26 protein-coding genes and 1 tRNA gene are annotated in these 26530 nt (G+C 63.9%); 17 read left to right on the top strand and 10 right to left on the bottom strand.

Annotated features, from left to right (window positions below; translation table 11 throughout):
- Nucleotide 1: 1 nt before the first annotated feature.
- The 4 genes from V8359_RS10575 to dapF all read right to left on the bottom strand — a co-directional run bounded on the left by V8359_RS10575 (nucleotide 2) and on the right by dapF (nucleotide 3395).
- The gene (locus tag V8359_RS10575) at nucleotides 2-619 is read right to left on the bottom strand and encodes an FMN-binding negative transcriptional regulator (protein WP_336428807.1); all 618 of its coding nucleotides are present in this window, start codon (nucleotides 617-619) and stop codon (nucleotides 2-4) included.
- Between the two features lie 61 nt (nucleotides 620-680).
- Nucleotides 681-1322, bottom strand: coding sequence for a glutathione S-transferase (locus V8359_RS10570; protein ID WP_336428806.1), 642 nt, complete (start codon nucleotides 1320-1322; stop codon nucleotides 681-683).
- On the bottom strand, nucleotides 1312-2565 hold the full coding sequence (mtaB, locus tag V8359_RS10565) for a tRNA (N(6)-L-threonylcarbamoyladenosine(37)-C(2))-methylthiotransferase MtaB (RefSeq protein ID WP_336428804.1): 1254 nt from the start codon (nucleotides 2563-2565) through the stop codon (nucleotides 1312-1314). The genes V8359_RS10570 and mtaB overlap by 11 nt, the downstream gene beginning before the upstream one ends.
- Complete coding sequence (gene dapF, locus V8359_RS10560) at nucleotides 2562-3395, bottom strand: diaminopimelate epimerase (RefSeq protein WP_336428803.1); 834 nt, start codon at nucleotides 3393-3395, stop codon at nucleotides 2562-2564. The genes mtaB and dapF overlap by 4 nt, the downstream gene beginning before the upstream one ends.
- A 106-nt stretch (nucleotides 3396-3501) precedes the next feature.
- On the opposite strand from dapF, the gene V8359_RS10555 reads away from it, so the two are divergent.
- The 8 genes from V8359_RS10555 to V8359_RS10520 all read left to right on the top strand — a co-directional run bounded on the left by V8359_RS10555 (nucleotide 3502) and on the right by V8359_RS10520 (nucleotide 9876).
- Nucleotides 3502-3577: transfer RNA gene (locus tag V8359_RS10555), tRNA-Lys, on the top strand.
- Between the two features lie 153 nt (nucleotides 3578-3730).
- On the top strand, nucleotides 3731-4642 hold the full coding sequence (locus V8359_RS10550; protein WP_442970357.1) for a metal ABC transporter substrate-binding protein: 912 nt from the start codon (nucleotides 3731-3733) through the stop codon (nucleotides 4640-4642).
- Between the two features lie 31 nt (nucleotides 4643-4673).
- The gene (locus V8359_RS10545; protein ID WP_336428802.1) at nucleotides 4674-5549 is read left to right on the top strand and encodes a manganese/iron ABC transporter ATP-binding protein; all 876 of its coding nucleotides are present in this window, start codon (nucleotides 4674-4676) and stop codon (nucleotides 5547-5549) included.
- On the top strand, nucleotides 5546-6421 hold the full coding sequence (locus tag V8359_RS10540) for a metal ABC transporter permease (protein WP_336428800.1): 876 nt from the start codon (nucleotides 5546-5548) through the stop codon (nucleotides 6419-6421). The genes V8359_RS10545 and V8359_RS10540 overlap by 4 nt, the downstream gene beginning before the upstream one ends.
- Nucleotides 6421-7257 (top strand): metal ABC transporter permease, encoded by an 837-nt coding sequence (locus V8359_RS10535; protein WP_336429043.1) that lies wholly within the window; start codon nucleotides 6421-6423, stop codon nucleotides 7255-7257. Before V8359_RS10540 ends, V8359_RS10535 begins: the two co-directional genes overlap by 1 nt.
- A 48-nt stretch (nucleotides 7258-7305) precedes the next feature.
- Nucleotides 7306-8316, top strand: a complete 1011-nt coding sequence (eutB, locus tag V8359_RS10530; protein ID WP_336428798.1) for a hydroxyectoine utilization dehydratase EutB — start codon at nucleotides 7306-7308, stop codon at nucleotides 8314-8316.
- Complete coding sequence (locus V8359_RS10525; protein WP_336428797.1) at nucleotides 8313-8900, top strand: flavodoxin family protein; 588 nt, start codon at nucleotides 8313-8315, stop codon at nucleotides 8898-8900. Before eutB ends, V8359_RS10525 begins: the two co-directional genes overlap by 4 nt.
- Nucleotides 8890-9876, top strand: coding sequence for a cyclodeaminase (locus tag V8359_RS10520; protein WP_336428796.1), 987 nt, complete (start codon nucleotides 8890-8892; stop codon nucleotides 9874-9876). The genes V8359_RS10525 and V8359_RS10520 overlap by 11 nt, the downstream gene beginning before the upstream one ends.
- A gap of 6 nt (nucleotides 9877-9882) precedes the next feature.
- Here V8359_RS10520 and hutU read toward each other — a convergent pair whose 3' ends face one another.
- The 3 genes from hutU to hutI are packed head-to-tail and all read right to left on the bottom strand — an operon-like array spanning nucleotide 9883 to nucleotide 14309.
- The gene (gene hutU / locus V8359_RS10515) at nucleotides 9883-11556 is read right to left on the bottom strand and encodes a urocanate hydratase (RefSeq protein ID WP_336428794.1); all 1674 of its coding nucleotides are present in this window, start codon (nucleotides 11554-11556) and stop codon (nucleotides 9883-9885) included.
- Nucleotides 11557-11580: 24 nt separating this feature from the next.
- Nucleotides 11581-13113 carry a histidine ammonia-lyase gene (hutH, locus tag V8359_RS10510; protein ID WP_442970361.1) on the bottom strand — a complete coding sequence of 511 codons (1533 nt, stop codon included), beginning with the start codon at nucleotides 13111-13113 and terminating at the stop codon, nucleotides 11581-11583.
- A 2-nt stretch (nucleotides 13114-13115) separates the two neighbouring features.
- Complete coding sequence (hutI, locus tag V8359_RS10505) at nucleotides 13116-14309, bottom strand: imidazolonepropionase (RefSeq protein WP_336428791.1); 1194 nt, start codon at nucleotides 14307-14309, stop codon at nucleotides 13116-13118.
- 76 nt (nucleotides 14310-14385) lie between these two features.
- Between hutI and V8359_RS10500 the strand changes: the two genes are divergently transcribed.
- Entirely contained in the window at nucleotides 14386-15750 is a 1365-nt protein-coding gene (locus V8359_RS10500) for a formimidoylglutamate deiminase (protein ID WP_336428789.1), read from the top strand.
- Nucleotides 15751-15758: 8 nt separating this feature from the next.
- Here the strand turns inward: V8359_RS10500 and V8359_RS10495 are convergent, their stop codons facing one another.
- Nucleotides 15759-16448 (bottom strand): UTRA domain-containing protein, encoded by a 690-nt coding sequence (locus tag V8359_RS10495; protein ID WP_336428788.1) that lies wholly within the window; start codon nucleotides 16446-16448, stop codon nucleotides 15759-15761.
- 283 nt (nucleotides 16449-16731) lie between these two features.
- Between V8359_RS10495 and V8359_RS10490 the strand changes: the two genes are divergently transcribed.
- The 6 genes from V8359_RS10490 (at nucleotide 16732) to V8359_RS10465 (ending at nucleotide 23368) form a co-directional block, all read left to right on the top strand.
- The gene (locus V8359_RS10490; protein ID WP_336428786.1) at nucleotides 16732-17778 is read left to right on the top strand and encodes a rod shape-determining protein; all 1047 of its coding nucleotides are present in this window, start codon (nucleotides 16732-16734) and stop codon (nucleotides 17776-17778) included.
- Nucleotides 17779-17874: 96 nt separating this feature from the next.
- Nucleotides 17875-18804 (top strand): rod shape-determining protein MreC, encoded by a 930-nt coding sequence (gene mreC / locus V8359_RS10485; RefSeq protein WP_336428785.1) that lies wholly within the window; start codon nucleotides 17875-17877, stop codon nucleotides 18802-18804.
- The gene (locus V8359_RS10480; RefSeq protein ID WP_336428784.1) at nucleotides 18797-19336 is read left to right on the top strand and encodes a rod shape-determining protein MreD; all 540 of its coding nucleotides are present in this window, start codon (nucleotides 18797-18799) and stop codon (nucleotides 19334-19336) included. Before mreC ends, V8359_RS10480 begins: the two co-directional genes overlap by 8 nt.
- Nucleotides 19333-21276, top strand: coding sequence for a penicillin-binding protein 2 (gene mrdA / locus V8359_RS10475; protein WP_336428783.1), 1944 nt, complete (start codon nucleotides 19333-19335; stop codon nucleotides 21274-21276). Before V8359_RS10480 ends, mrdA begins: the two co-directional genes overlap by 4 nt.
- A gap of 15 nt (nucleotides 21277-21291) precedes the next feature.
- On the top strand, nucleotides 21292-22431 hold the full coding sequence (gene rodA / locus V8359_RS10470; RefSeq protein ID WP_336428782.1) for a rod shape-determining protein RodA: 1140 nt from the start codon (nucleotides 21292-21294) through the stop codon (nucleotides 22429-22431).
- A gap of 4 nt (nucleotides 22432-22435) precedes the next feature.
- Nucleotides 22436-23368, top strand: coding sequence for a 2-hydroxyacid dehydrogenase (locus V8359_RS10465; RefSeq protein ID WP_336428781.1), 933 nt, complete (start codon nucleotides 22436-22438; stop codon nucleotides 23366-23368).
- 253 nt (nucleotides 23369-23621) lie between these two features.
- Here the strand turns inward: V8359_RS10465 and V8359_RS10460 are convergent, their stop codons facing one another.
- Nucleotides 23622-24401: an SseB family protein gene (locus V8359_RS10460; protein ID WP_336428780.1), complete on the bottom strand. Its 780-nt coding sequence runs from the start codon at nucleotides 24399-24401 to the stop codon at nucleotides 23622-23624.
- Nucleotides 24391-24996: a uracil-DNA glycosylase family protein gene (locus V8359_RS10455; RefSeq protein WP_336428779.1), complete on the bottom strand. Its 606-nt coding sequence runs from the start codon at nucleotides 24994-24996 to the stop codon at nucleotides 24391-24393. Before V8359_RS10455 ends, V8359_RS10460 begins: the two co-directional genes overlap by 11 nt.
- 132 nt (nucleotides 24997-25128) lie before the next feature.
- On the opposite strand from V8359_RS10455, the gene V8359_RS10450 reads away from it, so the two are divergent.
- Together V8359_RS10450 and V8359_RS10445 are read left to right on the top strand one after the other, a co-directional pair.
- Nucleotides 25129-25473 carry an ArsR/SmtB family transcription factor gene (locus V8359_RS10450; RefSeq protein WP_336428778.1) on the top strand — a complete coding sequence of 115 codons (345 nt, stop codon included), beginning with the start codon at nucleotides 25129-25131 and terminating at the stop codon, nucleotides 25471-25473.
- On the top strand, nucleotides 25466-26503 hold the full coding sequence (locus V8359_RS10445) for a permease (RefSeq protein WP_336428777.1): 1038 nt from the start codon (nucleotides 25466-25468) through the stop codon (nucleotides 26501-26503). Before V8359_RS10450 ends, V8359_RS10445 begins: the two co-directional genes overlap by 8 nt.
- The last annotated feature ends 27 nt before the right edge of the window (nucleotides 26504-26530 follow it).

Raw genomic sequence — 26530 nt, 5'->3', positions numbered from 1 at the left:
ATCAGACCCCCCGCATCAGCGCCGCAAGAAGACGTGGCTCCTGTCCCAATCCGGACGCGTCCAGCTGGTCCGCCGCGCCTTGACGCGCCGGAGCAGGCTTGTTCTGACCAAGCTTCCACGTTCCATCGATCTCGTCCACCCTGATGGCACAGGGCACGATCTGACGCATCATCCGGTCCATCACCTCGGGCGACATCTTTGCAGTCGTCCAAGGCGGTTTGGGCAAGAGACGCTCTTCGAACAGCGCCGATTGCCGGTCAAGCAAATCTCGCAGGCCCTCCATCGCGCCAAGCGACAGCTCTCCCACCAGATGCACGGCAACATAATTCCATGTCGGCACCTGATCCTCGACCCCGTACCAATCGGGCGAGATATATCCTTGCGGTCCCTGCACGGCGAGCCGCACAGCGCAGGGTCCTTGCTTGAGCAGCCCTACAATGGGATTTGACCGCACAAGATGCAGTTCGGCCAAGCCTCCATCCTCGCTCAGCAGGAACGGCACATGAGAGACAAGCGGCGCATCCTCCGTTGCCACGGCCAGCATACCGAACCCCTGCTCGCGGACGAACGCGATGTTTTGCTCGCGTGGTTCGGTTCTGAATGCGGGGTTGGGATGCATGGCCGGTCGTCCTAAACGGTTCGGCGCGACAGTCAGCCCGAAATCCTGAAATGGCAAGCCGTCAGGGAAACCTCACCGGCGCATCGCCGTCCTGCCACCGGGGATATTTCGGCATGATCTGCCGAAACCGGTCAGACGCCTTGAACGCAGTCAGCCAGTTCAGCAGATCAGGCCATGGCTGCGACTCGAACCATGCGGGATCGACATGCGCGAACTGCCTCACAAAAGGCAGGATCGCCATATCTGCAAGCCGGGCAGAGCCACCAAACAGCCACGCCCGCCCCACCAGCCGCGCGTCAAGCTCACCCAGAAAGGCCGCACCCCGCGCCCGCTCGGCCAACGGGTCGCTTTCCGGGTGGCGGGTCGCGTATTTGTAACGGTCGAGTGACGCCTTGAACGGACCATCGCAGCGCGCGATAAGATCGAAGCCGTCACGCGGCATGTCGCGCCATCCTTCGGGGTCGCCCCGGTCCAGCGCCCAGAGCATGATATCAAGGCTCTCGTCGATGACCCCTTCGTCCGTCTCCAGACATGGCACCGTGGCAGATGGCGACGCGGCCAGAAAGGCCGCCGGCTTCTCGCGCAGGACGACCTCTCGAAGCGTGACCGGCTGTCCCGCCGAGGCGAGCGCCAGACGCGCCCGCATCGCATAGGGGCACCGCCGAAAGGACCAGAGCACCGGGCGCGCCACCTCAGGCGACAAGGCGGTCTCCGGTCCGGCCCGCGATGGTCACGTCCACAATCTCACCTTCGGTCTGTGGCGCGTCAAAAGCCACCTCGGTAAACTGCTCGGTGCGTCCCATATGGGGGTTCTCCATCAAAACCCTGTGCGCACGCCCCACCTGAGCCTCCAGATGCCGTGACACGCGCCGCGCTCCGGCGTCTCGCAGGCGCGCGGCGCGGGCCTTGATCGCCCTGCCATCGACTTGCGGCATCCGCGCGGCGGGTGTGCCGGGACGGGGGCTGTAGGGAAAGACATGAAGCCATGTCAGATCGCACTCTTCGACAAGCTTGAGGGAATTGTCGAACTGCGCTTCGGTCTCGGTGGGGAAACCCGCGATGATGTCGGCCCCGAACGTCATCTCCGGGCGCAAGCGAGATGCATCTTCGACAAACCGGATCGCGTCGTCGCGCAAATGACGCCGCTTCATGCGCTTGAGGATAAGATCATCGCCATGCTGCAAGCTCAGATGCAGATGCGGCATCAGGCGCGGTTCGGTGGCGATGGCCTGCATCAGGTTTTCATCCACCTCGATCGAATCGATCGAACTGATCCTGAGGCGCGGCAGATCGGGAACCAGCTTGAGAATGCGCATGACGAGATCGCCCAGCTTCGGCTGGGACGGAAGGTCCGCCCCCCACGAGGTCAGGTCCACCCCGGTCAGCACCACCTCGTTATATCCGCGCGCCACCAGCCTCTTGATCTGATCCACGACGACACCCGCCGCCACGCTGCGCGAATTGCCGCGCCCATAGGGAATGATACAGAAGGTGCATCTGTGATCACAGCCGTTCTGCACCTGAACATAGGCGCGGCTGCGCGTGCCGAACCCGTCGATAAGATGCCCCGCCGTCTCGGTCACCGACATGATGTCGTCCACGCACACTTTTTCCGTTTCGCCCACGAAATCGGTGGCAAGCCCGGCCCATGTGTCGCGCTGCATTTTCTCGGTATTGCCGATCACCGAGTCCACCTCGTCCATCGCGGCAAACGTATCGGGCTCGGTCTGTGCCGCACAGCCTGTCACGATGACCCGTGCCTCCGGGTTCTCACGCCGCAGTCGGCGAATCTCCTGCCGCGCTTTGCGCACAGCCTCGGACGTGACGGCGCAGGTGTTGACGATGACCGCGTTTTCAAGCCCCGCCTCGCGGCTCATCTCCTTCATCGCCTCGGTCTCATAAGCGTTGAGACGGCACCCGAGCGTCGTGAACCTCGGCGCTGTCATGTCAGAGACCTCAGGAATTGCGGACGGAACACCCCTTCGGCCACATGCATCGTGTCACCGGTCATCCAGACACCGTCGTCGCGCCAGTCGATCTCAAGACTGCCACCGTCCAGATCGATTCGCATCTTGCGCCCGGTCAGGCCGCGCCGCGCCGCCGAGACGGCCGTAGCACAAGAAGACGACCCCGAGGCCAGCGTTACACCCACGCCCCGCTCCCAGACGCGCATTCGAAGATGATCGGGGGCGATGACGCTTGCCACCTGAACATTGGTCCGTTCAGGAAATAGCGGATGATGCTCGTATCGCGGTCCAAACCTGTCCAGTGCCACCGCCTCTGCATCCTCGACAAAGAAGGTGCAATGCGGGTTGCCCATGCTGGTCGCCGTGGGTGCGCCCTCGATCGGAAGCTCAAGGGTGTCCATGGCTTCGGCCAACGGAATGTCGCGCCATTCGGTCATCGGCACGCCCATGTTGACCGAGGTGCGCCCCTGCCCCGCGTCAACCGCGAAAAGATCACCGCGCACCGTTGTCAGATGCAACCGATCCTTGCCGCTCTCATCCAACAGATAGCGGGCAATACAGCGTGTCGCATTCCCACAGGCCTGCGCCACCGACCCATCCGCGTTCCAGAAACTCAGATGCGCATCCCCCGGCCCGTTTTCAATCAGGGCGAGTTGGTCGTAACCGATGCCGCGATGCCGGTCCGCAACGGCCTGCGCCAAGGCCGGCGTCACCTTGATATCGCGCACACGACCATCGAAAACGACAAAGTCGTTTCCCAGCCCGTGCATCTTCATGAAAGGCAGCCCGTTTTCACTCTCGTTGTCCATGCGTGCGCATATAAACCCCCGCTTCGGACGAATCCAGCGTTCGCATGAAAAACCGTGAATTTCGGGCTTGACCCCCCGCCCCGGTCTTTCTAGACAGCGCCCTAGTGGGCCGTTAGCTCAGTTGGTAGAGCAACTGACTTTTAATCAGTGGGTCGCAGGTTCGATCCCTGCACGGCTCACCACTGAAATCCTGAAAATATACTCCAAACACCCGCCTTCAGCGGAACGGTCCGGTGTGTTCCACGTTAGCCGGAACGAACCCGGCTTTTTGCGATTCTCTACTTGCAACCGCCTCGCATTTGCATACTGTCCCGATCAAACGACAGGAGTATCTCATGACAGGACTCGCAAAATCCTTGTGCCTCAGTCTGGCGTGCCTGATCACAACCGGGCATACCGCCTTGGCCGCCGAAGACACGGCGCCGATGAAAGTCGTCACAACCTTCACGGTCCTCGCCGACATGGCGAGCAACGTGGCCGGGGACGCGGCAGAAGTTGTGTCGATCACCAAGCCCGGCGCGGAAATCCACGGCTATGAACCGACCCCACAGGACATCGTGCGCGCCTCTGGCGCCGATCTGATCCTGTGGAACGGGATGAACCTCGAGCTTTGGTTCGAACAGTTCGTTGCCAATCTCGGTGATCTCCCATCCGCCACGCTCACCACGGGGATCGACCCCATTTCCATCGCGTCCGGCTCCTACGAAGGGCAGCCCAATCCGCACGCGTGGATGGGCCTCGACAATGCGCTGATCTACGTGGACAACATCGCCGCGGCCCTGACCGAGCACGACCCCGAGAATGCCGAGACCTATGCCGCCAACGCGACCGCCTACAAGGCACGCATCCGCGAGACGATCGCCCCCCTGCGCGACCGCGTGCAGCAGGTTCCCGAAGATCAACGCTGGCTCGTCACCTGCGAAGGCGCCTTTAGCTATCTCGCACGGGACTTTGGTATGAAAGAGCTCTATCTCTGGCCGATGAACGCCGATCAGGTCGGCACGCCCCAACAGGTCCGGGCCGTCATCGACGGCGTCCGCGAAAGGGATATTCCAGTGGTGTTTTGCGAAAGCACGGTCAACACCGCGCCCGCCAAACAGGTCGCCCGCGAAACCGGCGCAACTTATGGCGGCGTCCTATACGTGGATAGCCTGACCACGGCGGATGGTCCGGTGCCGACATATCTCGATTTGCTGCGCGTGACGTCCGAAACGGTTGCCAACGGCCTGACCGGCCAAACCGAGTGACCGCGCTCGCACAGCCCTGAAAGGAAGGTCGATGCCCGATCACGATCAGACAGACTGTAGCGGACTTGCCGCACGCGGCGTGACCGTGACCTATCGCAACGGGCACACCGCGCTCTATGATGCCAGTTTTGAGATCCCGCGCGGCACGATCACCGCGCTTGTCGGAGTGAACGGCGCGGGAAAATCCACGCTTTTCAAGGCGATCATGGGATTCGTGCCCGCCGCCCGAGGCCGTATCTCCCTGATGGGATACAGCGTGCGCGATGCGCTGCGCCGCAACCTCGTGGCTTATGTGCCCCAGTCCGAAGAGGTGGACTGGGCCTTTCCCGTCCTTGTCGAGGATGTGGTGATGATGGGCCGCTATGGCCATATGGGCTTCTTGCGTCGGGCCTCCCGCGCCGACCGTGAGGCGGTCGACAAGGCGCTGAACCGGGTCAACATGACCGAGTTCCGCCACCGCCAGATCGGAGAGCTTTCGGGCGGTCAGCGCAAGCGCGTTTTTCTCGCCCGCGCTCTGGCACAGGATGGTCAGGTCATCCTGCTTGATGAACCTTTCACCGGGGTCGACGTGAAGACCGAAGAGCAGATCGTCGCGCTTTTGCGCGACCTGCGCGACGAGGGGCGCGTGATGCTCGTCTCCACGCACAACCTCGGCTCGGTGCCGGAATTCTGCGACCGGACAGTGCTGGTCAAGCAGACCGTTCTGGCCTACGGCCCCACAGAAGAGGTCTTCACCCGCGAAAATCTCGAACGGGCCTTCGGCGGTGTCCTGCGCCACTTCACCCTTGGCGGCGATCAGCTTCATGACGATGACGACCCGCGCGAGGTGCGCATCATCACGGATGACGAACGCCCTTTCGTGCAATACCACGACAAGCACGCCCGCGATGGGACCGACGGCCCATGATCGACACCCTTCTGCAACCCTTCGCCTATAGCTACATGTTCAATGCGATCTGGGTGTCGTCACTCGTGGGCGCGGTCTGTGCCTTTCTGTCGGCCTACCTGATGCTCAAGGGCTGGTCGCTGATCGGGGACGCGCTATCGCATTCCGTCGTGCCGGGGGTGGCGGGGGCCTACATGCTGGGCCTGCCGTTCGCCTTGGGCGCTTTCATCGCGGGCGGCCTTGCCGCCGGATCGATGCTTTTCCTGTCGGGGCGCTCGGGGCTCAAGATCGACGCGATCATCGGCATCATTTTTACCTCATTCTTCGGGCTTGGCCTGTTCATGATCTCGGTGAACCCGGTTTCGGTGTCGATTCAGACGATCATCATGGGCAATATCCTTGCCATCACGCCCGGCGATACGCTGCAACTCGCGCTTATCGGATGCGTTTCGCTGATCGTGCTTCTGGCCAAGTGGAAGGACCTGATGGTCACCTTCTTCGACGAGACCCACGCCCGCTCTATCGGCCTGCGGCCCGATCTGCTGCGCGTGATGTTCTTCGCGCTTCTGTCCGCGGCCATCGTGGCGGCAATGATCACGGTCGGGGCGTTCCTCGTGATCGCGATGGTCGTGACACCCGGGGCCACCGCCTACCTGCTCTGCGACCGGTTTCCGCGCCTTATCGTGACCTCGGTCCTGATCGGCACGGTGACAAGCTTCACGGGCGCCTATCTCAGCTTTTTTCTCGATGGCGCGACAGGGGCGATCATCGTCACCTTTCAAACGATCATCTTCCTTGTCGCCTTCTTCTTTGCGCCCAAGCACGGGCTTTTCGCCGCACGGGCCAAGGCGGCGCGCGCGCTCCGTGAGGGGCCGGAGGGGATGCGCCCATGATCCTCGACACCCTCCTCCTGCCCTTTCAGTTTCCCTTCATGCAGAACGCGTTCCTGATCGCGCTTCTGGTGGCCCCGCCCACAGCACTGCTGTCGTGCTACATGGTGATGAAAGGCTGGGCGCTCATGGGCGATGCGGTAAGCCATGCGATCCTGCCCGGTGTCGTGCTGGCGTGGATGACCGGCATACCGCTTATCATCGGCGCATTCGGCGCAGGCATGACCTGTGCACTTCTAACCGGCTATCTCTCGCATAACAGCCGCGTCAAACAGGACACGGTCATGGGGGTGGTCTTTTCGGGGATGTTCGCCGTGGGCCTCATTCTTTACACGTCGATTTCAACCAACGAACATCTCGACCATGTGCTTTTCGGCAACATGCTGGGTGTCGGGCCACAGGATCTCTGGACGGCGGGGCTCATCTCGCTCGGGGTGACGGCTTTTCTTCTGCTGAAATGGAAAGACCTTCTCCTGCACGCCTTCGATCCTGCTCAGGCACAGGCAAGCGGCCTGCCTACGACCTTCTTGCATTATGCGCTGCTTTCGGCGCTCTCGCTCGCCATCGTGGCAACGCTGTCGGCAACGGGCCTCATCCTCGCAGTGGCGCTTCTGGTGACGCCGGGGGCGATTGCATTCCTGCTGGTGCGAAGCTTCGGGCAAATGCTTGTCGTCGCTGTCATTGTCTGCACCCTCTCCATGCTCGCCGGGGTTTACGCAAGCTTCTTTCTCGATAGCGCACCCGCCGCGACCATCGTGCTGATCCTCACCGCGGTCTTCGTGCTTGCGTTCCTGCGTCGCCTTCATGTGACCCGGCGCACGGCGGGAACCGCCCCCTGATCCGGGGCGCGCCCTTGACAGACGCGCTCGATTGGCAAACCTACACCAATGACCCTTGCGCTTTCCGATATTTTTGCGGCCCGGCGCACGATTGCAGGCGTGGCCGACAACACGCCGCTTGTGCCCTCGCCCCATATGACCCGCTTTTGCGGTCACGATTTCCTCCTCAAACTTGAGAACATGCAGCCCATCGGCGCGTTTAAACTGCGCGGCGCGCTCAACGCGGTGATGCGTCTGCCCGAGGGCGTGACCGGCGTCACCTGCTGCTCGACCGGAAATCACGGTCGCGGCGTGGCCTATGCAGCCGCGCGGCGCGGGATGCGCGGCGTGATCTGCATGTCAAACCTCGTGCCCCAGACCAAGATCGACGGAATCAAGGCGCTCGGCGCCGAAGTGCGCATCTGCGGCACAAGCCAGGACGACGCCCAAGCCGAAAGCGAACGCCTTGTCAAAGCCGAGGGGCTGGCCGAAATCTCCCCCTTCGACGACCCGCATGTCATCGCGGGCCAAGGCACGATCGGGCTCGAGATTTGCGAAGCCCGCCCGGACCTGCACACCCTTCTCGTCCCGCTTTCGGGCGGCGGGCTTGCGGCGGGCGTCGCCGTCGCCGCCAAAGCCATCAATCCGCGCATCCGGGTCGTCGGCATCACCATGGACCGTGGCGCGGCAATGTATGAAAGCATAAAGGCAGGCAAACCGGTCGAGGTGCCTGAACTGCCCTCACTGGCCGACTCCCTTGGTGGCGGCATCGGACTGCAAAACAAGCTCAGCTTCCCGATCTGCCGTGACCTCCTCGATGACATCGTGCTGGTGACCGAGGATGAGATTTATCACGCCATGCAGGTGCTCTATTATGAGGACCGCATCGTGGCCGAGGGCGCCTGCGTCGTGGGCCTCGCTGCTGTGCTGAACGGCAAGGTCACCCTAACCGGTCCTACGGCCACCATCGTGACGGGCCGCAATCTGGATATGGAAATCTTCACCCGCATCGTCACCGGGCAATCCGTGCAACTGGGCGATGCGACCTTGCCGGGCAAGCCCTATGCGGGGCTGACGTGATACGGGTCGTCTGTCTTTTGGGCAGCCCAAGGGCGGGCGGCAACAGCGATATGCTGGCTGAACGGTTTTGCGGCGCCGCGGCACAGGCTGGCGCGCAGATCGAAACCTTCGCGCTGCGCGATATGCAGTTTCAGGGGTATACAACACCTCAAGCCGCCACGCCCTATGGCCCCGACGATGATCTCGCTCCGGCTCTGGCGGCCATCAAAACTGCCGATCTTCTGGTCATGTCCACGCCGATCTATTTCTGCAACATGACCGGTCTTTTGAAACAGGCGTTCGATCGGTTCTTCTGTTTTTTCAAGCCCGACTACGTGACCAACCCCGAACCATCGGTTCTGGGCCGAAACAAGGCCTTGGTGCTAGTGCAGGCACAGGGCGAAGGGCCCGAACGATACGGCGATCTTCTAGATCACTACGGGCCCGCATTGGACAAGCTGGGATTTGCCCGGCGCGAGGTGATCCGCGCCTGTGGCGTGCGCGCTCCCGGCGACCTGACCGCGCACCCGGACATACTCCAATCCGCCGATACGATGGCCCGCCAACTGGTCGCCGACCTAGAAGGAAAACGCAATGAGCCATGACATCCGCATCGTGACCGAATCTCAGCTTCGCGCGGCCATCGGCCTTGATCTGACCGCCGTGGACGTGATCGAACGTGCCTTTGCCGCGCTGGCCACCGGCGACGTGATCATGCCCCCGATCCTCAGCATGGACATGCCCGACATCAATGCCGAGGTGGACGTGAAAACCGCCTACATCCCGGGCTTCGACGGCTTCGCGATCAAGGTCAGTCCGGGCTTCTTCGACAACCCCACGCTCGGACTGGCCAGCCTCAATGGCCTGATGATCCTCTTCTCGGCCAAGACCGGACTGGTCGAGGCCGTGTTTCTCGACAACGGCTATCTCACCGATATCCGCACCGCCGCCGCCGGGGCGGTCGCCGCGCGGCACCTCGCGCCCTCAACCGTTGAAACGGCGGGCGTCATCGGCACCGGCGTTCAGGCCCGGATTCAGATCGAGGCCGCGCATCTGGTGCGGCCCTTCACCCGTGTGCTCGTGCATGGCCGCGATCCCGAGCGCGCCGCCACCTGCGCGCGCGATCTTGCCGAAACGCTTGGCATCACCGCCGAGGTCGCCACCGATCCCGCCGCGCTTGTGGCCCAATCCCAGCTTGTCGTGACCACGACGCCCTCGCGCACCCCGGTGATCAAGGCCGAATGGCTGCATCCCGGTCTGCACATCACCGCCATGGGCTCGGATCAGGAGGGCAAGAACGAAATCGCCCCGCGCGCTTTGCTCAACGCCGACCTCTATGTCTGTGACCGGGTCAGCCAGTGCGAAACCTCGGGCGAGCTTGAGGCGGCGCTGGCTGCCGGCCTCTGGACCAACGGAACCCCGCCTGAACTGGGTCAGATCATCGCCGGCACGGCCACTGGCCGCACCTCCGACGATGCGGTCACGATCTGCGACCTCACAGGCACGGGGGTGCAGGATACCGCCATCGCCACCCATGCCCGTCAGGCGATGGGTGACACCGGCACGACGATCCGAACCTGATTCGCCTCAGTTGCCAAGGATACCCGGCAACCGCAGACCATGCTCGCGCGCGCAGTCTATGGCGCTTTCATACCCCGCATCGGCATGCCGCCAGACACCGCTGGCCGGATCGTTCCAAAGCACCCGCTCAAGCCGCTTCGCCGCCTCGGGCGTGCCATCGGCACAGATCACCACCCCCGCATGCTGCGAAAAGCCCATGCCAACGCCGCCACCATGATGCAGGCTCACCCATGTCGCGCCGCTCGCGGTGTTCATCAGCGCATTGAGCAGCGGCCAGTCACTCACCGCGTCCGAGCCATCTTTCATCGCTTCGGTCTCGCGGTTGGGGCTCGCGACCGAGCCACTGTCAAGGTGGTCGCGTCCGATCACAACCGGCGCCTTGAGTTCGCCATTGGCCACCATCTCGTTGAAGGCCAAACCCGCGCGATGACGATCTCCCAACCCGATCCAGCAGATGCGCGCCGGAAGCCCCTGAAAGGAAATACGCTCCCGCGCCATATCAAGCCACTGATGAAGATGCGCATTCTCGGGGAATAGCTCCTTCATCTTGGCGTCCGTCTTGTAGATATCCTCCGGGTCGCCCGACAGCGCACACCAGCGGAACGGCCCAATCCCCTTGCAGAACAGGGGCCGGATATAGGCAGGCACGAAGCCGGGGAAGGCAAATGCGTTCTCAAGCCCCTCCTCTTTAGCGACTTGCCGGATGTTGTTGCCGTAATCCAGCGTCGGAACCCCGTCGTTCCAGAAATCGACCATCGCCTTGACATGGACCCGCATGCTGGCACGCGCGGCCTTCTCGACCGCCTTGGGGTCGCTCTCGCGCTTCTCGCGCCACTCGCCCATGCTCCAGCCCTGTGGCAGATATCCGTTCACCGGATCATGCGCGCTTGTCTGGTCGGTCACGATATCGGGGCGGATGCCGCGCGCATGGATCTCTGCAAAGATGTCGGCGGCATTGCCCAAGAGGCCCACCGATTTCGCCTCGCCCGCCTTGGTCCACCGCTCGATCATGGCCATCGCCTCGTCCAGCGTCTCGGCCTTCTCGTCCAGATACCCGGTGCGCAGGCGGAAATCTATGCTGTCGGGATTGCACTCGACCGCCAGACAGCAGGCTCCGGCAAAGACCGCCGCCAATGGCTGCGCACCGCCCATACCGCCAAGACCCCCGGTCAGAATCCAGCGGCCCGAAAGCGTCCCGTCGTAATGCTGGCGCCCTGCTTCGGCGAAGGTCTCATAGGTGCCCTGCACGATGCCTTGCGTGCCGATGTAGATCCATGACCCGGCGGTCATCTGGCCATACATCATCAGGCCCTTCTTATCGAGTTCGTTGAAATGATCCCACGTCGCCCAATGCGGCACGAGGTTCGAGTTGGCAATCAGAACGCGCGGCGCATCCGCGTGGGTGCGCACGATGGCGATGGGCTTGCCCGATTGAACCAGCAACGTCTCATCTGCCTCGAGATCCTTCAGGCCTGCGACGATCCTGTCGAAATCCTCCCATGTCCGCGCGGCCCGTCCGATACCGCCATAGACGACAAGCTCATGCGGGTTTTCGGCCACGTCCGGGTGCAGGTTGTTCATCAGCATCCGCATCGCGGCTTCGGTCTGCCAGCTTTTCGCGGTAATCTCCGTTCCGGTCGGGGGATAGACATCGCGGGTGTTCTTGCGGGGGTTTGTCATGGTTTTACTCCTCAAAATCTCGAATCAGGCATCAAGGTCGGGCAACGTCACATCGCAAGCCGAGATAAGCTCGGCCCCCGACACAAGCCGTGCGGCGGTTTCAAGATCGGGCGCAAGATAGCGATCCTGCTCAAGCGTCGGCACGGTCTCGCGCAGTCGGCGCAGCACACGCACCAGCGGCACACTGGTGCCGAGCGGCGCCCGGAACTCCACGCCTTGCGCCGCGCACAACACCTCCACCCCAAGAATACGGTTGAGATTCTGCACCATCCGCATCAGGCGGCGCGCGCCATGGGCGGCCATGCTCACGTGATCCTCCTGATTGGCCGATGTCGGCGTGCTGTCTGTCACACACGGGTTGGCCAGATGCTTGTTCTCGCTCATCAGCGCGGCGGTCGTCACCTCGGCGATCATATAGCCCGAATTGAGCCCCGGCTCGGGCGTCAGGAAAGGCGGAAGATCATGCGACAGCGTGGGATCGACCATGAGCGCGATCCGCCGCTGCGCGATCGCTCCGATCTCCGACAGGGCAAGCGCGATCATATCCGCCGCGAACCCCACCGGTTCGGCATGAAAATTGCCCCCCGACACGATCAGATCGGCCTCACGTAGAACAAGCGGATTGTCGGTGGCGGCATTGGCCTCGATCCGAAGGGTTTGCGCGGCTTGGCGCAGAACGTCCATCGCGGCACCCGTCACCTGTGGCTGACACCGGATGCAATAGGGGTCTTGCACGCGCGTATCATCCTCGCGGTGGCTTTCGCGAATGACCGACCCTTCCAGAATGTCGCGCATCGCCGTTGCGGCGTCCTGCTGTCCACGATGGCCACGCAGGCTATGGATTTCCGGCTGAAGCGGCGCGGTCGAGCCCATGATCGCATCGGTGGACATGGACGAAATGACAAGCGCGTTCTGCGCCGCACGCCACGCCTCGAAAAGTCCGGCCAATGCATAAGCGGTCGAAAACTGCGTGCCATTGATAAAGGCCAGCCCCTCCTTGGCACCAAGCGCGATGGGCGCAAGCCCCGCCCGCTCAAGCGCCGCCGCACCGGAAAGGGTTTCGCCCTCATAGGTCGCTTCACCCTCGCCGATGACCACTGCCGCCAAATGCGCCAGCGGCGCCAGATCGCCCGAGGCCCCGACCGACCCTTGTGCCGGGATAACCGGCGTGACACCGCGTTCCAGCATCGCCTGCAACAGCTCGATGTAGTCCCAACGCACACCCGAGGCACCCCGGCCAAAGCTCAGAAGCTTGAGCGCCATCATCAGGCGCGCCATCCGTTCGGGCACCGGCGCCCCGACACCGCAGCAATGGCTCAGGATGAGATTGCGCTGCAGCGTCGCGGTATCGCCCGGCGCGATCTTCATCGACGCCAGCTTGCCAAAGCCCGTGTTGACGCCATAAACCGCTTCCTCGCCCTGCGCGGCGGTGGCGATCCGGGCCGCGGCGGCCTCCACATCCGGGCGGCACACGGGGTCAAGCGCGACAGGCCTGTCGTTCCAGTAGACACTGGCAAGCTGCGACAAGGTCACGTCACCGGGGGTCAGGGTCAGCACACTCATGTTTCACCTCCGAAAATACGTTGATGCAGCGGGTTGAATCCGATCCGGTAGGAAAGCTCGGCCGGATGCTCTGCATCCCAGACCGCCAAATCGGCCCGAAGCCCCGGCGCGATGCGCCCGCAATCCTTCAGGCCCAGCGCCCGCGCCGCGTTTCCCGTCACACCCGCCAGCGCCTCGGTCGGCGTCATCCGGAAAAGCGTGCAGGCCATGTTCATCGTCAAAAGCAGCGAGGTCAGCGGCGAAGAGCCGGGATTGGCATCCGTCGCCAGCGCCATCGGCACACCGTGCGCGCGCAGCATCGCGATCGGCGGGGCTTGTGTTTCGCGCAAGGTATAGAACGCCCCCGGTAAGATCACCGCCGTGGTGCCCGCGCGGGCCATCTCGGCCACGCCTTCGGCATCCAGATACTCGATATGATCCGCCGACAGCGCACCATGCCGCGCGGCAAGCGTCGCACCCCCCAGATTGCTAAGCTGCTCGGCATGAAGCTTGACCGGCAGGTCAAGCGTGTGCGCCACCTCGAAAACCCGCGCGATCTGATCAGGCTGAAAGGCGATCCCCTCACAGAACCCGTCCACCGCATCAACCAGCCCTTCGGCATGGGCGGCGCGCAGGGCGGGAATGCACACCTCGTCGATATAGGCATCGGGATCGTCGCTATGTTCGGGCGGCACCGCGTGCGCGCCCAAGAATGTGGTCAGCACCCGCACCGGGCGCTCCTCGGCGATCCGGCGCGCGGCGCGGAGCATGCGCAGTTCCGTGTCTGTATCAAGCCCATAGCCCGATTTTACCTCGATCACCGTCACCCCCTCGGCCAAGAGCGCGTCGACACGGGGGAGCGCCTGCGCAAGCAACAGGTCCTCATCCGCCGCGCGGGTGGCCCGTACCGTCGAGAGGATACCGCCCCCGGCCCGCGCGATCTCCTCGTAGGAGGCCCCCTCCAGCCGCATCTCGAATTCGCGCGCCCGGTTGCCGCCCGACACAACATGCGTGTGACAATCGATCAGGCCGGGCGTCACCAACCGGCCACCAAGATCGCGCACCGGCCCATCTCCGAATCGTTCCGGCAACTCCGTCATGGCGCCAGCCCATGCGATCCGCCCGTCTTCAAGCGCGACCGCACCGTCCTCGATCAGGCCATACCCCTCCGCGCCATCCATCGTGGCAAGCTTGGCGTTTGTGAGCAGCATGCGGTCTCCCCCCTTGCAAAATCGTGATACACCTGCTTATGTCTGCACATATTAATTTGTCAAGGGATGACCTGCCATGACCGTTCTCTGGGCCGACCACGCTCTTACCGCCGAGGGCTGGGCCGAGGCCGTCCGCATCGACATCGGGTCGGACGGACGCATCGCATCGCTCGAAACCGGGGCCGCCCCTGCGGGAACGCGGCTTGGCCTGCTTCTGCCCGCCCCGGCCAACAGCCACAGCCACACCTTTCAGCGCGCGATGGCGGGCCTGACCGAGGCGCGCGGCGAAGACCCAACCGACAGTTTCTGGACATGGCGGCGTCTGATGTATCGTTTCCTTGATCGCATCACCCCGGATCAGGTTCAGGCCATCGCGGCCCTTGTCCAGATGGAAATGCTCGAAGCGGGCTATGCCACGAACGTAGAATTCCACTATCTCCATCATCAACCCGACGGCGCGCCCTATGACCGGCTGTCGGAAATGGCGGAGCGAATCGCGGCGGCTCAGGCGGTTTCGGGCATTGGCCTCACGCTTCTACCCGTCCATTACGAACATGGCGGCTGCGATGGCCGTCCGCTTGGCGCGGGACAACGGCGGTTCGGCAATGATTTCGACCGTTTCGCCCGCCTCGTCGACGAAACCCGAAAGCTTCTGGACGTTCTGCCCAAAGATGCGCGACTAGGCGTTGCCCCGCATTCCCTGCGCGCCGTGCCCCCCGGTGATCTTGCCAATGTTTCGATGCTCGTGCCCGATGGGCCGATCCACATGCATCTGGCCGAACAGCGCGCCGAGGTGGACGAGGTTCTCGCCGCCCGCGGCGCGCGACCCGTCGAATGGGCGCTCGACAACCTGCCGCTCGATGATCGCTGGTGCCTCATCCACTGCACCCAGATGACTCCCCAAGAAACCACCGGCCTTGCCCGCACCGGTGCGGTCGCCGGGCTTTGTCCGATCACCGAAGCCTCGCTGGGCGATGGTATCTTCGACGGTGTGCGCTGGCTTGACACGGGTGGCCGCATCTCTGTCGGATCGGACAGCAACATACTGATTTCCCTACACGAAGAGCTGCGCGCCTTGGACACGTCACAGCGTCTGCGCGATCACACCCGCGCCGCTCTCGCCAGTTCGGAACACTCGACCGGACGGCGGCTTTTCGGTGCGGTTGCCCAAGGCGGCGCTCAGGCGGCGGGCCGGGGGCGCGGTGCGCTGGCAACGGGGGAATGGGCGGATATCCTCGCCCTCGACACCGGGCATATCGACCTTGCGGGGCTGACCGGCGACCGGCTCCTCGACACGTTCGTTTTTGCCGGGCGTGATGCGATGGTATCGGATGTCTGGGCGGCAGGGCGGCACATGGTCCAAGACGGCCGCCACATCCACCGCGAGACGATTACCCGCGCCTATACCGAGGCCGTGTCGTCTTTGCGCAGCGGGCTTTGAGCCTGCGCTCAATAGCGCGTCGTCATCCGGTGCCCGCGCTGAAAGACGAGCCTGACATAGGTGATCGCCTGCCCCTCGAACCACGTCGCGCGCTCAGCCATGAAAAGCGCGTCCCCCTGCGCACACCCCAAATGCCGCGCAAGGGAGGCATCCGCCGAGGTGGCGGAAAAACTGATTTCGGCATCCGAAAACGGCACCTCCGAGACAAGCCATTCATTCGGTCCCTGCACCTCGAACGAGGCTGTCTCGGCCTGCGGCAACGCCGCAAGGCTGATCCAGCGGTCCTCGAACTGATAGGGCAGGCCATCGGCATGATGCACACAAATCAAATGCAGAACCCGCGCCCCGTCCGAGAGCGCCATTCGCGCCCGAAGCCAGTCGGGCGCCACGCTCACCTCACGCTCGACGAGCGCATAGCGGTAGCGCGCGCCTCGTGCCTCGATCTCGTTGCGCACGATAGGAATTTCGAACCGCACCTCCCTGCGCGGTGACAGGCGCACCCGCGTGCCCGCCCGTCGCTTGCGCTCGACCAACCCCTCTTCGGCCAATTCGCGCATCGCACGGTTGATCGTGGCCCGCGCACAGCCGAACTCCCGCGCCAGATCGACCTCGCCGGGGATCAGGGCGCCGGGGGTCCATTCGCCGCGGACGATCCGGCGGCGCATATCGTCTTTCACCTCGCGGAAATCGGTCTTCATGGGCGGTGCCTCGGTGCTTTGATCCTGAATTTGTATGATCATTTCATGATTATATCAAATCTAATGTCGCCCCGCCGGGGGGCTGCGCGCGGGCCCGGCTCCGAAATGCGCTGCCCGCAAAGGCCCCGTTCTCGCGCCAAACCGGCGCACCACCGGCAGTTTGGCGCTTACGCCCGCGAAACTGCCCCTTTCGCAGGTCCGGGCCGCGCTCTATAAGGCAAGCGGCTCAGTGCCCATGGCGCGCGGGCCCTTTTGGCATTCAAATAACAGGACACCGCACCACATGTCCCTTTTGCAGCGTATTCCCGGCCTTTTCACATCGGATATGGCCATCGACCTCGGGACGGCGAACACGCTGGTCTACGTCAAGGGGCGCGGCGTGATCCTCTCTGAACCGTCGGTCGTGGCCTACCACGTCAAGGACGGGGTCAAGAAGGTGCTCGCGGTGGGCGAGGATGCCAAGCTGATGCTGGGCCGCACACCGGGCAGCATCGAGGCGATCCGCCCCATGCGCGAAGGGGTCATCGCCGATTTCGACACCGCCGAAGCGATGATCAAGCATTTCATCCGCAAGGTTCACAAGCGCTCGACCTTCTCCAAGCCCAAGATCATCGTCTGCGTGCCGCATGGTGCGACCCCGGTCGAGAAACGCGCCATTCGCCAATCGGTGCTCTCTGCCGGCGCCCGGCGCGCCGGGTTGATTGCCGAGCCCATCGCGGCGGCCATCGGCGCGGGCATGCCGATCACCGATCCAACCGGCAACATGGTGGTGGATATCGGCGGCGGCACCACCGAGGTGGCCGTTCTGTCGCTTGGCGACATCGTCTATGCCCGCTCGGTCCGCGTTGGCGGTGACCGGATGGACGAGGCGATCATCAACTACCTGCGCCGTCAGCAGAACCTGCTGGTTGGCGATTCGACCGCCGAGCGGATCAAGACCTCGATCGGAACGGCGCGGATGCCCGATGACGGGCGCGGCGCGTCGATCAAGATCCGCGGGCGCGATCTTCTCAACGGCGTGCCCAAGGAAACCGAGATATCCCAGGCCCAGGTGGCCGAGGCGCTGGCCGAACCTGTTCAACAGATTTGCGAAGCGGTGATGACCGCGCTTGAGGCGACACCACCCGATCTTGCCGCCGATATTGTCGACCGTGGCGTGATGCTGACGGGGGGCGGGGCTCTTCTGGGTGATCTTGATCTGGCGCTGCGCGAACAGACGGGGCTTGCCGTGTCGATTGCGGACGAGTCGCTCAACTGCGTGGCACTTGGCACCGGCAAGGCGCTTGAATACGAAAAGCAGTTGCGGCACGCCATCGACTACGACAGCTGAGGCAATCCCGCGCCGACCTCGCACCAATGTTTTGCGCAGCCGCCACCGGATGCGTTATGAAACATGCATAGATCTTGCATAACAGGGGGATACGGCTTGGCCCGTGACCGCGCGCAGGGCAATGAATACAAGGGACCGCTCCGGCGGCTTCTCTTGGGTATTCTCGTTGTCTGCCTGCTCGGGGTGTTCCTGCTGTGGCGCGTCGACAGCCCCCGCGTCGAACGGTTCCGCGCGCAGGTGGTGGACCGCGTCGTTCCGAACTTCGACTGGGCCATGGCCCCCGTCACCGGAACGGTCAACATCGCCCGTGATTTCCAGAGCTATCAGCGCATCTATCAACAGAATCAGGAACTGCGCCGCGAGTTGCAGCAAATGAAAGCTTGGAAAGAGGCGGCGCTTCAGCTTGAACAGGAAAACGCCCGGCTTCTGGATCTCAACAATGTGCGCCTCGACCCGCGCCTGACCTATGTCACCGGCGTCGTGATGGCCGATAGCGGATCACCCTTCCGGCAATCGGTGATCGTCAATATCGGATCGCGCGACGGGATCGTCGATGGCTGGGCGGCGATGGACGGCCTGGGCCTTGTGGGCCGCATATCCGGCGTGGGTGAAAACACCTCGCGCGTTATCCTGCTGACCGATACCTCCTCGCGGATTCCCGTCACGATTCAGCCCTCGGGCCAACGCGCGCTGATTGTCGGGGATAACACGTCTGCACCCCCCATCGACTTCCTTGAGGACAAGGCACAGGTGCGCCCCGGCGACCGCGTGATCACTTCGGGCGATGGCGGGATTTTCCCCGCCGGGCTGCTTGCGGGTCAGGTCGCGCTGGATCCCGGCGGGCGGTTCCGTCTGCGGCTCGCTGCGGATTACGAACGGCTCGAATTTCTGCGCGTTCTGCGCGAATACGGCCGCCCCGGCATCGACACCCCCGGCAGCCTCATTGCTCCGCCGGAGGGCACGCCTGCCCCCGCGCAATCCGACTCCCGGCCCGCCACCGTCACAGGCGAGGCCACCAATGGCTGAGCGCAGCACCCTGAAACTGTGGCTCATGCGGGTCTTTTTCGTCGCCCTTTGCGCCGCGCTCATGTTCTGGCGGCTGCTGCCGCTCAACACGCTCCCCGACGGGCTGGCCGGGCCCGACCTCATGGTCGCGCTTGCCTTCGCATGGGTTCTGCGCCGCCCCGAATATGCGCCGCCGTTGCTTGTCGCATTGATTTTTCTCGTGGCCGATCTCCTGTTTCAGCGCCCACCGGGTCTTTGGGCGGCGCTTGTCGTCATGGGATGCGAAGCGCTCAAGACGCGCGCGCCGGGCCTGCGCGACATGGGGTTCCTGCCCGAATGGCTCACCGCGGCGGCAACGATGACCGCGATCTGGCTGCTCTTTCGCATCGTGCTGGGTCTGTTTTTCGTGCCCCAGGCCCCCCTCGGTCTCAGCCTGATGCAGCTTGCCTTCACAATCCTCGTCTACCCCGTGATCGTTCTGATTTCGTCCGCGCTCTTCGGCGTGCGCAAGATCAAACCCGGTGACGCCGAAAGCCTTGGGGTGCGCATATGAGACGACCCGCCCGCGACAACGCCGAAAGCCATCGGCAGATAAACCGCCGCGCGCTGATCCTTGGCGGGGCGCAGGTGGGCTTTCTCGGTCTGTTGGGCCTCAGGATGCGCCACCTTCAGGTCGAGCAGGCTGATCAGTTCCGCCTTCTGGCCGACGAGAACAGGATCAAGATCCGCCTGATCCCGCCCGCACGCGGCCAGATATATGATCGTCACGGCTCGGTCATCGCGGAAAACGTGCCCTCCTACCGGATCATGCTTGATGGGGAAGAGGCCGGTGACGTGGATGCGGTGATCGCTCGCCTTTCCAAGATCATCACCCTCGACCCGGACGAAGTGGCCCGCGCACACGAGGAGATGCGCCGCTCGCGTATCCACCCCGTCACCATCGCCGATCGTGTCACCTGGGAGGAATTGAGCCGGGTCGCGGTCAATGCGCCCGCCCTGCCCGGCGTGCGCCCCGAAGTCGGCCTCTCACGCCGCTATCCGCAACACGAGGATTACGCGCACATCGTGGGCTATGTCGGACCGGTAAGCGATCGCGATCTCGAGCGGATCAAGGCCCCGGATCAACTTTTGCTGATCCCGCGCTTTCAGATTGGCAAGGTCGGGCTAGAGCAACGCCGCGAGGACCTGTTGCGCGGCAAAGCCGGCACACGGCGCGTCGAACAGAATGCCGCCGGCCGTGTCATGCGCGAACTCGACCGCCGCGAAGGCGAACCGGGCAAGAACCTGCAACTGACCACCGACAGCGACCTTCAGGAATACGTCAAGGCCCGGCTCAAGGGCGAAAGCGCGGCGGCGGTGGTGCTCGATACCGAAACCGGCGACATTCTCGCCTGTGGGTCGACCCCCTCCTTCGATCCCAATCTCTTTGTGCGGGGCATCTCGGTGTCCGATTACAAATCCCTGCTCGAAAACAAGTATCGACCGCTGCCCAACAAGGCGGTGCAGGGCATCTATCCACCGGGCTCCACCTTCAAGATGGTTGTGCTTCTGGCGGCGCTCGAGGACGGTCAGGTCACACCGTCCGACACGGTCTATTGCCCCGGTCACCTCGAGGTGAGCGGACGGCGCTTCCACTGCTGGAAACGGGTCGGGCACGGTAACGTCGATCTGCAACGCTCCATCCGCGAAAGCTGTGATGTCTTTTTCTACGAAATGGCCCTGCGCGTGGGTATCGAAAAGATAACCGCAATGGCACAGCGTCTTGGACTCGGCGTTGAACACGACCTGCCGATGACCGGCGTGGCACAGGGCTTGATGCCCACAAAAGATTGGAAGCGCGCCACCCGTGGCGAAGATTGGGTGATCGGTGACTCGGTCAACTCGGCCATCGGTCAGGGCTATGTGCTGGCCTCGCCGCTGCACCTTGCCATCATGACCGCACGCATCGCCACCGGCCGCTCGGTGTCGCCCCGGCTGATCAAATCGGTGGACGGGGTCGAAACCGAACCGGGTACCGGCGAAGATCTGGGTCTCAACCCCAATCACCTGCGTGAAGTGCGCCGCGCGATGCATGCCGTTTCGAACAACCGTCGCGGCACCGCCTACCGAAGCCGCATCGTCGAAGAAAGCTACCGGATGGCGGGCAAGACCGGCACCAGCCAGGTCCGCAACATCACCGCCGCGGAACGCGCACGCGGCGTGTCCCGCAACGAAGATCTGCCGTGGGAGCGGCGCGACCACGCGCTATTTGTAAACTACGCACCCAGCGACGCGCCCCGCATCGCGGTCGCGGTGGTGGTTGAACATGGCGGTGGCGGCTCGACAGCGGCGGCGCCCATCGCGCGCGACATCACGCTTCAGGCCCTCCACGGCGGCACCCCGCCCCTTGAAGCCTACCCAAGCAGTCAACGAGGCCGTATCCGCACACTTCAAGAGCGGCTCGAACGCGAGCGCCGCGAACGCGAGGACGCCAACGCCGGGGATCGGGCCTGATATGCGGGAAATGCCATGAGCTATCTTGAATACAGCGTCAAACACGTGCCGTCGGGGCTTGGCAAGATCTTCCACCTGAACTGGGCGCTGATCCTGCTGGTGACAACGGTCGCCTGTATCGGCTTCCTCATGCTCTATTCCGTCGCTGGCGGCTCTCTCGATCCGTGGTCCTCGGCCCAGATCAAACGCTTTGCCCTTGGCTTCGTGCTGATGATCGTGGTGGCGCTCGTGCCGATCTGGTATTGGCGTTCGGTCTCCGTTGCGGCCTATCTCGTTGGACTATCGTTGCTGATGGCGGTCGAATATGTGGGCGCGGTCGGCATGGGTGCGCAGCGGTGGATCGACCTTGGGGTCATACGGCTCCAGCCTTCGGAGTTGATGAAGATCGCACTGGTGATGGCCCTTGCCGCCTACTACGACTGGCTGCCGGCGGCGCAAAAGTCGCGCCCGCTCTGGGTCATCCTGCCAGTGATTCTAATTCTGGCGCCGGTTTATCTCGTGCTGGCACAACCCGACCTTGGCACGGCCATCCTGCTGGTGACAGTGGGCGGGCTGATGATGTTTCTCGCAGGCGTCCACTGGGCCTATTTCGGGGCGGTCATCGCCGCCGGGGCGGGTCTTGTGACGGTCGTGGTTCAGTCGCGGGGCACACCATGGCAATTGCTGGCCGACTACCAATATCGCCGCATCGACACCTTCATAGACCCAAGCACCGATCCCCTTGGCGCGGGCTATCACATCACCCAGTCCAAGATCGCCCTCGGTTCGGGGGGCTGGACGGGACGCGGCTTCATGCAAGGCACGCAATCACAGCTCAACTTCCTGCCCGAGAAACACACCGATTTCATCTTCACCACGCTGGCCGAAGAGCTGGGCTTTCTCGGCGGCGCCTCTTTGCTTGCGCTTTATTCGTTGATCATCCTCTTCTGCGTGCTCTCGGCTCTGGCTCAGAGGGACCGCTTCTCCTCGCTCCTCACGCTTGGGGTCGCTGTCAATTTCTTCCTTTACTTCGCGGTGAACATGTCGATGGTCATGGGGCTTGCGCCGGTCGTGGGCGTGCCCTTGCCATTGGTAAGTTACGGGGGCTCGGCCATGCTGGTGCTGCTCATAGGCTTTGGCCTCGTCCAAAGCGCACATGTCCACAGACCAAGGTAGTTTTATGCCCGTAAATGTTCTATTCGCAGGCCGCCCGGACCGCTGGGCGGAGTATCAGCCGCTTCTCGATGCCGCCCTGACACGCGAAGGGGTCGCGGCCAATCTTTCGACCGACATTCCCCCCGCCGAGGTGGATTACATCGTCTACGCACCCAACGGCCCGATCTCCGATTTCACGCCCTATACCCGCACCAAGGCGGTGCTCAGCCTCTGGGCCGGGGTCGAAAAGATCGTTGGCAACGAAAGCCTCACCCAACCGCTGACCCGTATGGTCGATGACGGGCTGCGGCGCGGCATGGTGGAATGGGTCACAGGGCATGTGCTGCGCCATCACCTCGGCATGGATGCCCATATCGTCAACCCCGATCACGACTGGAACCCCGGCGCCCCGCCGCTGGCGCCCGACCGGCCCGTGACGATCCTTGGTCTTGGCACGCTCGGCACCGCTTGCGCCAAGACGCTTGTCGCGCTTGGCTTCCCGGTCACAGGCTGGAGCCGCAGCGCCAAGGATGTGCCCGGCATCCGCTGCCTCTCGGGCGACGACGGGCTCGACGCCTCACTTCATGACGCGCAAATCGTGGTGCTGCTCTTGCCGCAAACGCCGGAAACCGAGAACACGCTGAACGCCCGCCGCCTCGCGCTGCTGCCCGAAGGCGCGGTCATCCTGAATCCGGGGCGCGGGCCGCTCATCGACGACGACGCGCTTCTTGCCGCGCTCGACAGCGGGCATATCGGACATGCCACGCTCGACACGTTCCGGGTCGAGCCGCTCCCCGCCGATCACCCCTATTGGAGCCATCCACGGGTGACCGTGACGCCGCATATCGCCTCCGACACCCGCGCCTCCACCGCTGCCGATGTCATCGCCGAGAATATCCGCCGCTCCGAGTCGGGACAGCCCCTGCTGCATGTGGTGGATCGCGATCTGGGTTACTGATCCCAGCGCCCAGCCCGCGTCCCATACCAGAAGTGGTGTTGGCCCCGCCGCGCGGTGTTCAGCGGTCGAACCACGGGCAATGTCCGCTGCGGGGCCCCCTTGTCTGAGGTTGGACATGCCGGGCTGGGTGTCGGATGTCCGCCGGGGTCCGCATAACCGACGCCGGGCCGTCCTTCGAGGCGGCGGAGGCGCAGCGCGCCCGGTCCGGGTCATGCACCACATCTGATAGATGGCCCCGCCCGGTAAAGGGGGCCTATTTCAGGATCGGTGGTGCCTCGGGATCGCGCCCCGGCGCGCGCGGCGCCTCGGCCCGGGCCGTCGGCTCCGGCAGATCGAACCGCAGCCCGTGCCGCGCCAGCCGCGCCGCCATCGCATCGGACCCGCGGAAAAACCCGACCTCGAGCGCCGCCGCCTCAAGCCCGGAAAAGATCAGCGCCTCGCGCACCGCTTGCGCCAGCGCCTCTTCGGCCCCCGGCACCGCATCCACGATACCAAGCATGTGCCCCCGCGCACCGCTTTCGAATGCCACCGAGACAAGATAGGCCAGCGGCGCAAGCCCCGCCGCACTCGCAAGCTTGGCATCAAGCGCCGGAAGCAGCGCCTCGGGAAGGCCCGCAGGCGGCGCCACCTCGGTGATCCGCGCCTCATGCGTTCCCGGCGCCTCGCCCACCATCTGCGCCAGCCACGCCACCGCCTCGGGATCAAGAAGCATCGCCGAAGGCGCCACTTCGGGATTAAGCGCAACGCCAAGACCCTGCCCCGACAGCATCCCCGAGAGCGCCCGACCGCTCAGCCCCACATAAGGCACCTCGCGCCCCGCGAACGCCGCCAGCCGCGCCTCCCGGTCAAAGGCCAGAACATAGCCCGTGCCATCGACTTCGAACACTTCGGGCGTGATCGCATCGCCCTCGGCTTCCTCCGCCAGCATCAGGAAAAGCTCGCTTTCCGCCACCGTGCGGTAAAGCCCGAGGCGCTGCGCCTCATCATTTTCGGCCGCCGAATGTGCGCGGTCCAATGCCGTTTCATCCGTCATCCAGAACCTCCCTCACCTGCATCCGCAACGCCGGGAGAACCTCGGCCTCGAACCACGGGTTTTTCTTCAACCACCCGGTATTGCGCCAGCTTGGATGCGGCAAGGGAAAGATGCCCGGCGCATGGGCACGCCATGCTCTGACCGTCTCGGTCACGCCTGCCCGCGTGCCCAGATGATAGCGATGCGCATACCCCCCCACCAGCACGCGTAGGCGCACCTCGCTCAGGGCGCTCATCACCCGGTCATGCCATGTCGCGCGGCAGATCGCGGGCGGCGGCAGGTCCGCTCCCTTTGCGTCATAGCCCGGAAAACAGAATGCCATGGGCACGATCGCCACGCGGTCGGTGTCATAAAACGTGTCGCGCCCGATCCCCAGCCACTTCCGAAGCCGATCGCCCGAGGCATCGTCAAACGGAACGCCCGATTGATGCACGCGCAGTCCCGGCGCCTGTCCCGCGATCAGGATGCGCGCGGCGGGCCGAAACCATGCCACGGGCCGCGGGGCATGGGCGGTCGCCGTGGCGGCAAAGCGATCCGCGCACAGGCGGCATGCGCTGATCTGGGTGGGCAGTTCGGTCTCGGATGGTGGCGTCATGCCCCCTATCTACTGCGCCGCCGGGCCAAGACAACCCGAGAGCGACAGCGCCGCGCATGCCCTCCGCAATTATTTCGAATAATTTAGAAATAAGAGTTGTGTGTACGCAGTTATTTCGATATTTCTAGAAACATGAAAATAGCAGATCCCTCCTCTCCCGACTTCCTCCATGCCGCCTCGACCTTTGCGGCACTGGGAAGCGAACAGCGCCTCGCGGTGCTTCACACGCTCGTCCGGGCCGGGCCCGACGGGCTCAGCATCGGGGAGTTGGGCACGCGCTGCGGCGTCACCGGGTCCACCCTCACGCATCACATGAAGGTGCTCGCACAGGCCGGGCTCGTGGCACAGGAACGGCGCGGCCGCTCGATCATCTGTGCCGCCGTCGCCTATGACGAATTGCGCGCTCTTTCGGATTTCCTGCTGCGCGAATGTTGCGCCGACAGCGCCCAACCACACAAAGGACATGACCATGGCTGACACCGCCACCGGCCCCCGCCCCGGACCGCTCGCACGGGTTGACCGTGTGTGGCTCGCCATCGCCGGCATTCTCGCGCTCGTCGCCGTGCTTGACCCGCCACAGGCGATCCCGACGATCACCTTTGCCGCCTCCTCCCTCGCGCATACAGGTGTTTTCATCGTCTTCGCGGTGCTCGCCGTCGCTTGGCTCAAGGCCACGGGCGCCGAGGCCCTTGTCGCGCGCGCCTTCGAGGGGCGGCAACTACGCATGATCGCAATGGCGGCCCTTTTGGGCGGGCTTTCGCCGTTCTGCTCCTGCGAAGTCATTCCGTTCATCGCGGCCATGCTGGCGGTCGGGGCGCCCTTGGCGGCGGTCATGGCCTTCTGGCTGGCCTCGCCGCTCATGGACCCGGCGATGTTTCTCATCACCTCCGGCACACTCGGCTGGGATTTCGCCATCGCGAAGACGCTCGCGGCCATCTCCATCGGCCTCTTGGGCGGCTATGTCACCATGCTCGCCGCGCGCTCCGTGGTCTTCGCCGACCCGCTGCGCAACACCACGGCATCCACCTGCGGAAGCTGCTGTTCCGGCGGGGCGCAGCCCTTTCGGCAAAAGCCTGTCTGGAGGTTCTGGCACGAGGCCGAGCGCCGTGCGACATTCCGTCAGACGGTGATCGAGAACGCGCTGTTCCTCTTCAAATGGCTGGCGCTGGCCTATGTGGTCGAGGCTTTGATGCTGGAATACGTCCCCGCCGAATGGATTGCTCAGGCGCTTGGCGGCACCGGCATCGGCCCGATCCTGATGGGCGCGATCGTCGGGGCCCCGGCCTATCTCAACGGCTATGCCGCGGTGCCGCTGGTTGATGCGCTCCTTGCACAGGGCATGAGTGACGGGGCCGCAATGTCCTTTGTCATCGCCGGTGGTGTAAGCTGCATTCCCGCCGCAATCGCGGTCTGGGCGCTGGTCAAGCCACGGGTTTTCGCGGCTTATATCGCCTTCGCCTTTATCGGTGCGGTGCTCGCGGGGCTGGCTTGGCAGGCGGTCGCCTGAGCCGCCACGCCGCCCGCGGCATTGACA

Source organism: Roseovarius sp. E0-M6 (genome assembly GCF_037083845.1).
GTDB lineage: Bacteria > Pseudomonadota > Alphaproteobacteria > Rhodobacterales > Rhodobacteraceae > Roseovarius.
The sequence above is the reverse complement of the archived record's forward strand: the minus strand, read 5'-3'. Positions and strand labels throughout refer to the sequence as shown.

Excerpts from the sequence above, each read along its gene's own strand:
- V8359_RS10575 (WP_336428807.1), bottom strand. The coding sequence starts at position 619 with ATGCATCCCAACCCCGCATTCAGAACCGAACCACGCGAGCAAAACATC.
- mtaB (WP_336428804.1), bottom strand. The coding sequence starts at position 2,565 with ATGACAGCGCCGAGGTTCACGACGCTCGGGTGCCGTCTCAACGCTTAT.
- dapF (WP_336428803.1), bottom strand. The coding sequence starts at position 3,395 with ATGGACAACGAGAGTGAAAACGGGCTGCCTTTCATGAAGATGCACGGG.
- V8359_RS10550 (WP_442970357.1), top strand. The coding sequence starts at position 3,731 with ATGACAGGACTCGCAAAATCCTTGTGCCTCAGTCTGGCGTGCCTGATC.
- V8359_RS10545 (WP_336428802.1), top strand. The coding sequence starts at position 4,674 with ATGCCCGATCACGATCAGACAGACTGTAGCGGACTTGCCGCACGCGGC.
- V8359_RS10540 (WP_336428800.1), top strand. The coding sequence starts at position 5,546 with ATGATCGACACCCTTCTGCAACCCTTCGCCTATAGCTACATGTTCAAT.
- eutB (WP_336428798.1), top strand. The coding sequence starts at position 7,306 with ATGACCCTTGCGCTTTCCGATATTTTTGCGGCCCGGCGCACGATTGCA.
- V8359_RS10520 (WP_336428796.1), top strand. The coding sequence starts at position 8,890 with ATGAGCCATGACATCCGCATCGTGACCGAATCTCAGCTTCGCGCGGCC.
- hutU (WP_336428794.1), bottom strand. The coding sequence starts at position 11,556 with ATGACAAACCCCCGCAAGAACACCCGCGATGTCTATCCCCCGACCGGA.
- hutI (WP_336428791.1), bottom strand. The coding sequence starts at position 14,309 with ATGCTGCTCACAAACGCCAAGCTTGCCACGATGGATGGCGCGGAGGGG.
- V8359_RS10500 (WP_336428789.1), top strand. The coding sequence starts at position 14,386 with ATGACCGTTCTCTGGGCCGACCACGCTCTTACCGCCGAGGGCTGGGCC.
- V8359_RS10495 (WP_336428788.1), bottom strand. The coding sequence starts at position 16,448 with ATGAAGACCGATTTCCGCGAGGTGAAAGACGATATGCGCCGCCGGATC.
- V8359_RS10490 (WP_336428786.1), top strand. The coding sequence starts at position 16,732 with ATGTCCCTTTTGCAGCGTATTCCCGGCCTTTTCACATCGGATATGGCC.
- V8359_RS10480 (WP_336428784.1), top strand. The coding sequence starts at position 18,797 with ATGGCTGAGCGCAGCACCCTGAAACTGTGGCTCATGCGGGTCTTTTTC.
- mrdA (WP_336428783.1), top strand. The coding sequence starts at position 19,333 with ATGAGACGACCCGCCCGCGACAACGCCGAAAGCCATCGGCAGATAAAC.
- rodA (WP_336428782.1), top strand. The coding sequence starts at position 21,292 with ATGAGCTATCTTGAATACAGCGTCAAACACGTGCCGTCGGGGCTTGGC.
- V8359_RS10465 (WP_336428781.1), top strand. The coding sequence starts at position 22,436 with ATGCCCGTAAATGTTCTATTCGCAGGCCGCCCGGACCGCTGGGCGGAG.
- V8359_RS10460 (WP_336428780.1), bottom strand. The coding sequence starts at position 24,401 with ATGACGGATGAAACGGCATTGGACCGCGCACATTCGGCGGCCGAAAAT.
- V8359_RS10455 (WP_336428779.1), bottom strand. The coding sequence starts at position 24,996 with ATGACGCCACCATCCGAGACCGAACTGCCCACCCAGATCAGCGCATGC.
- V8359_RS10450 (WP_336428778.1), top strand. The coding sequence starts at position 25,129 with ATGAAAATAGCAGATCCCTCCTCTCCCGACTTCCTCCATGCCGCCTCG.
- V8359_RS10445 (WP_336428777.1), top strand. The coding sequence starts at position 25,466 with ATGGCTGACACCGCCACCGGCCCCCGCCCCGGACCGCTCGCACGGGTT.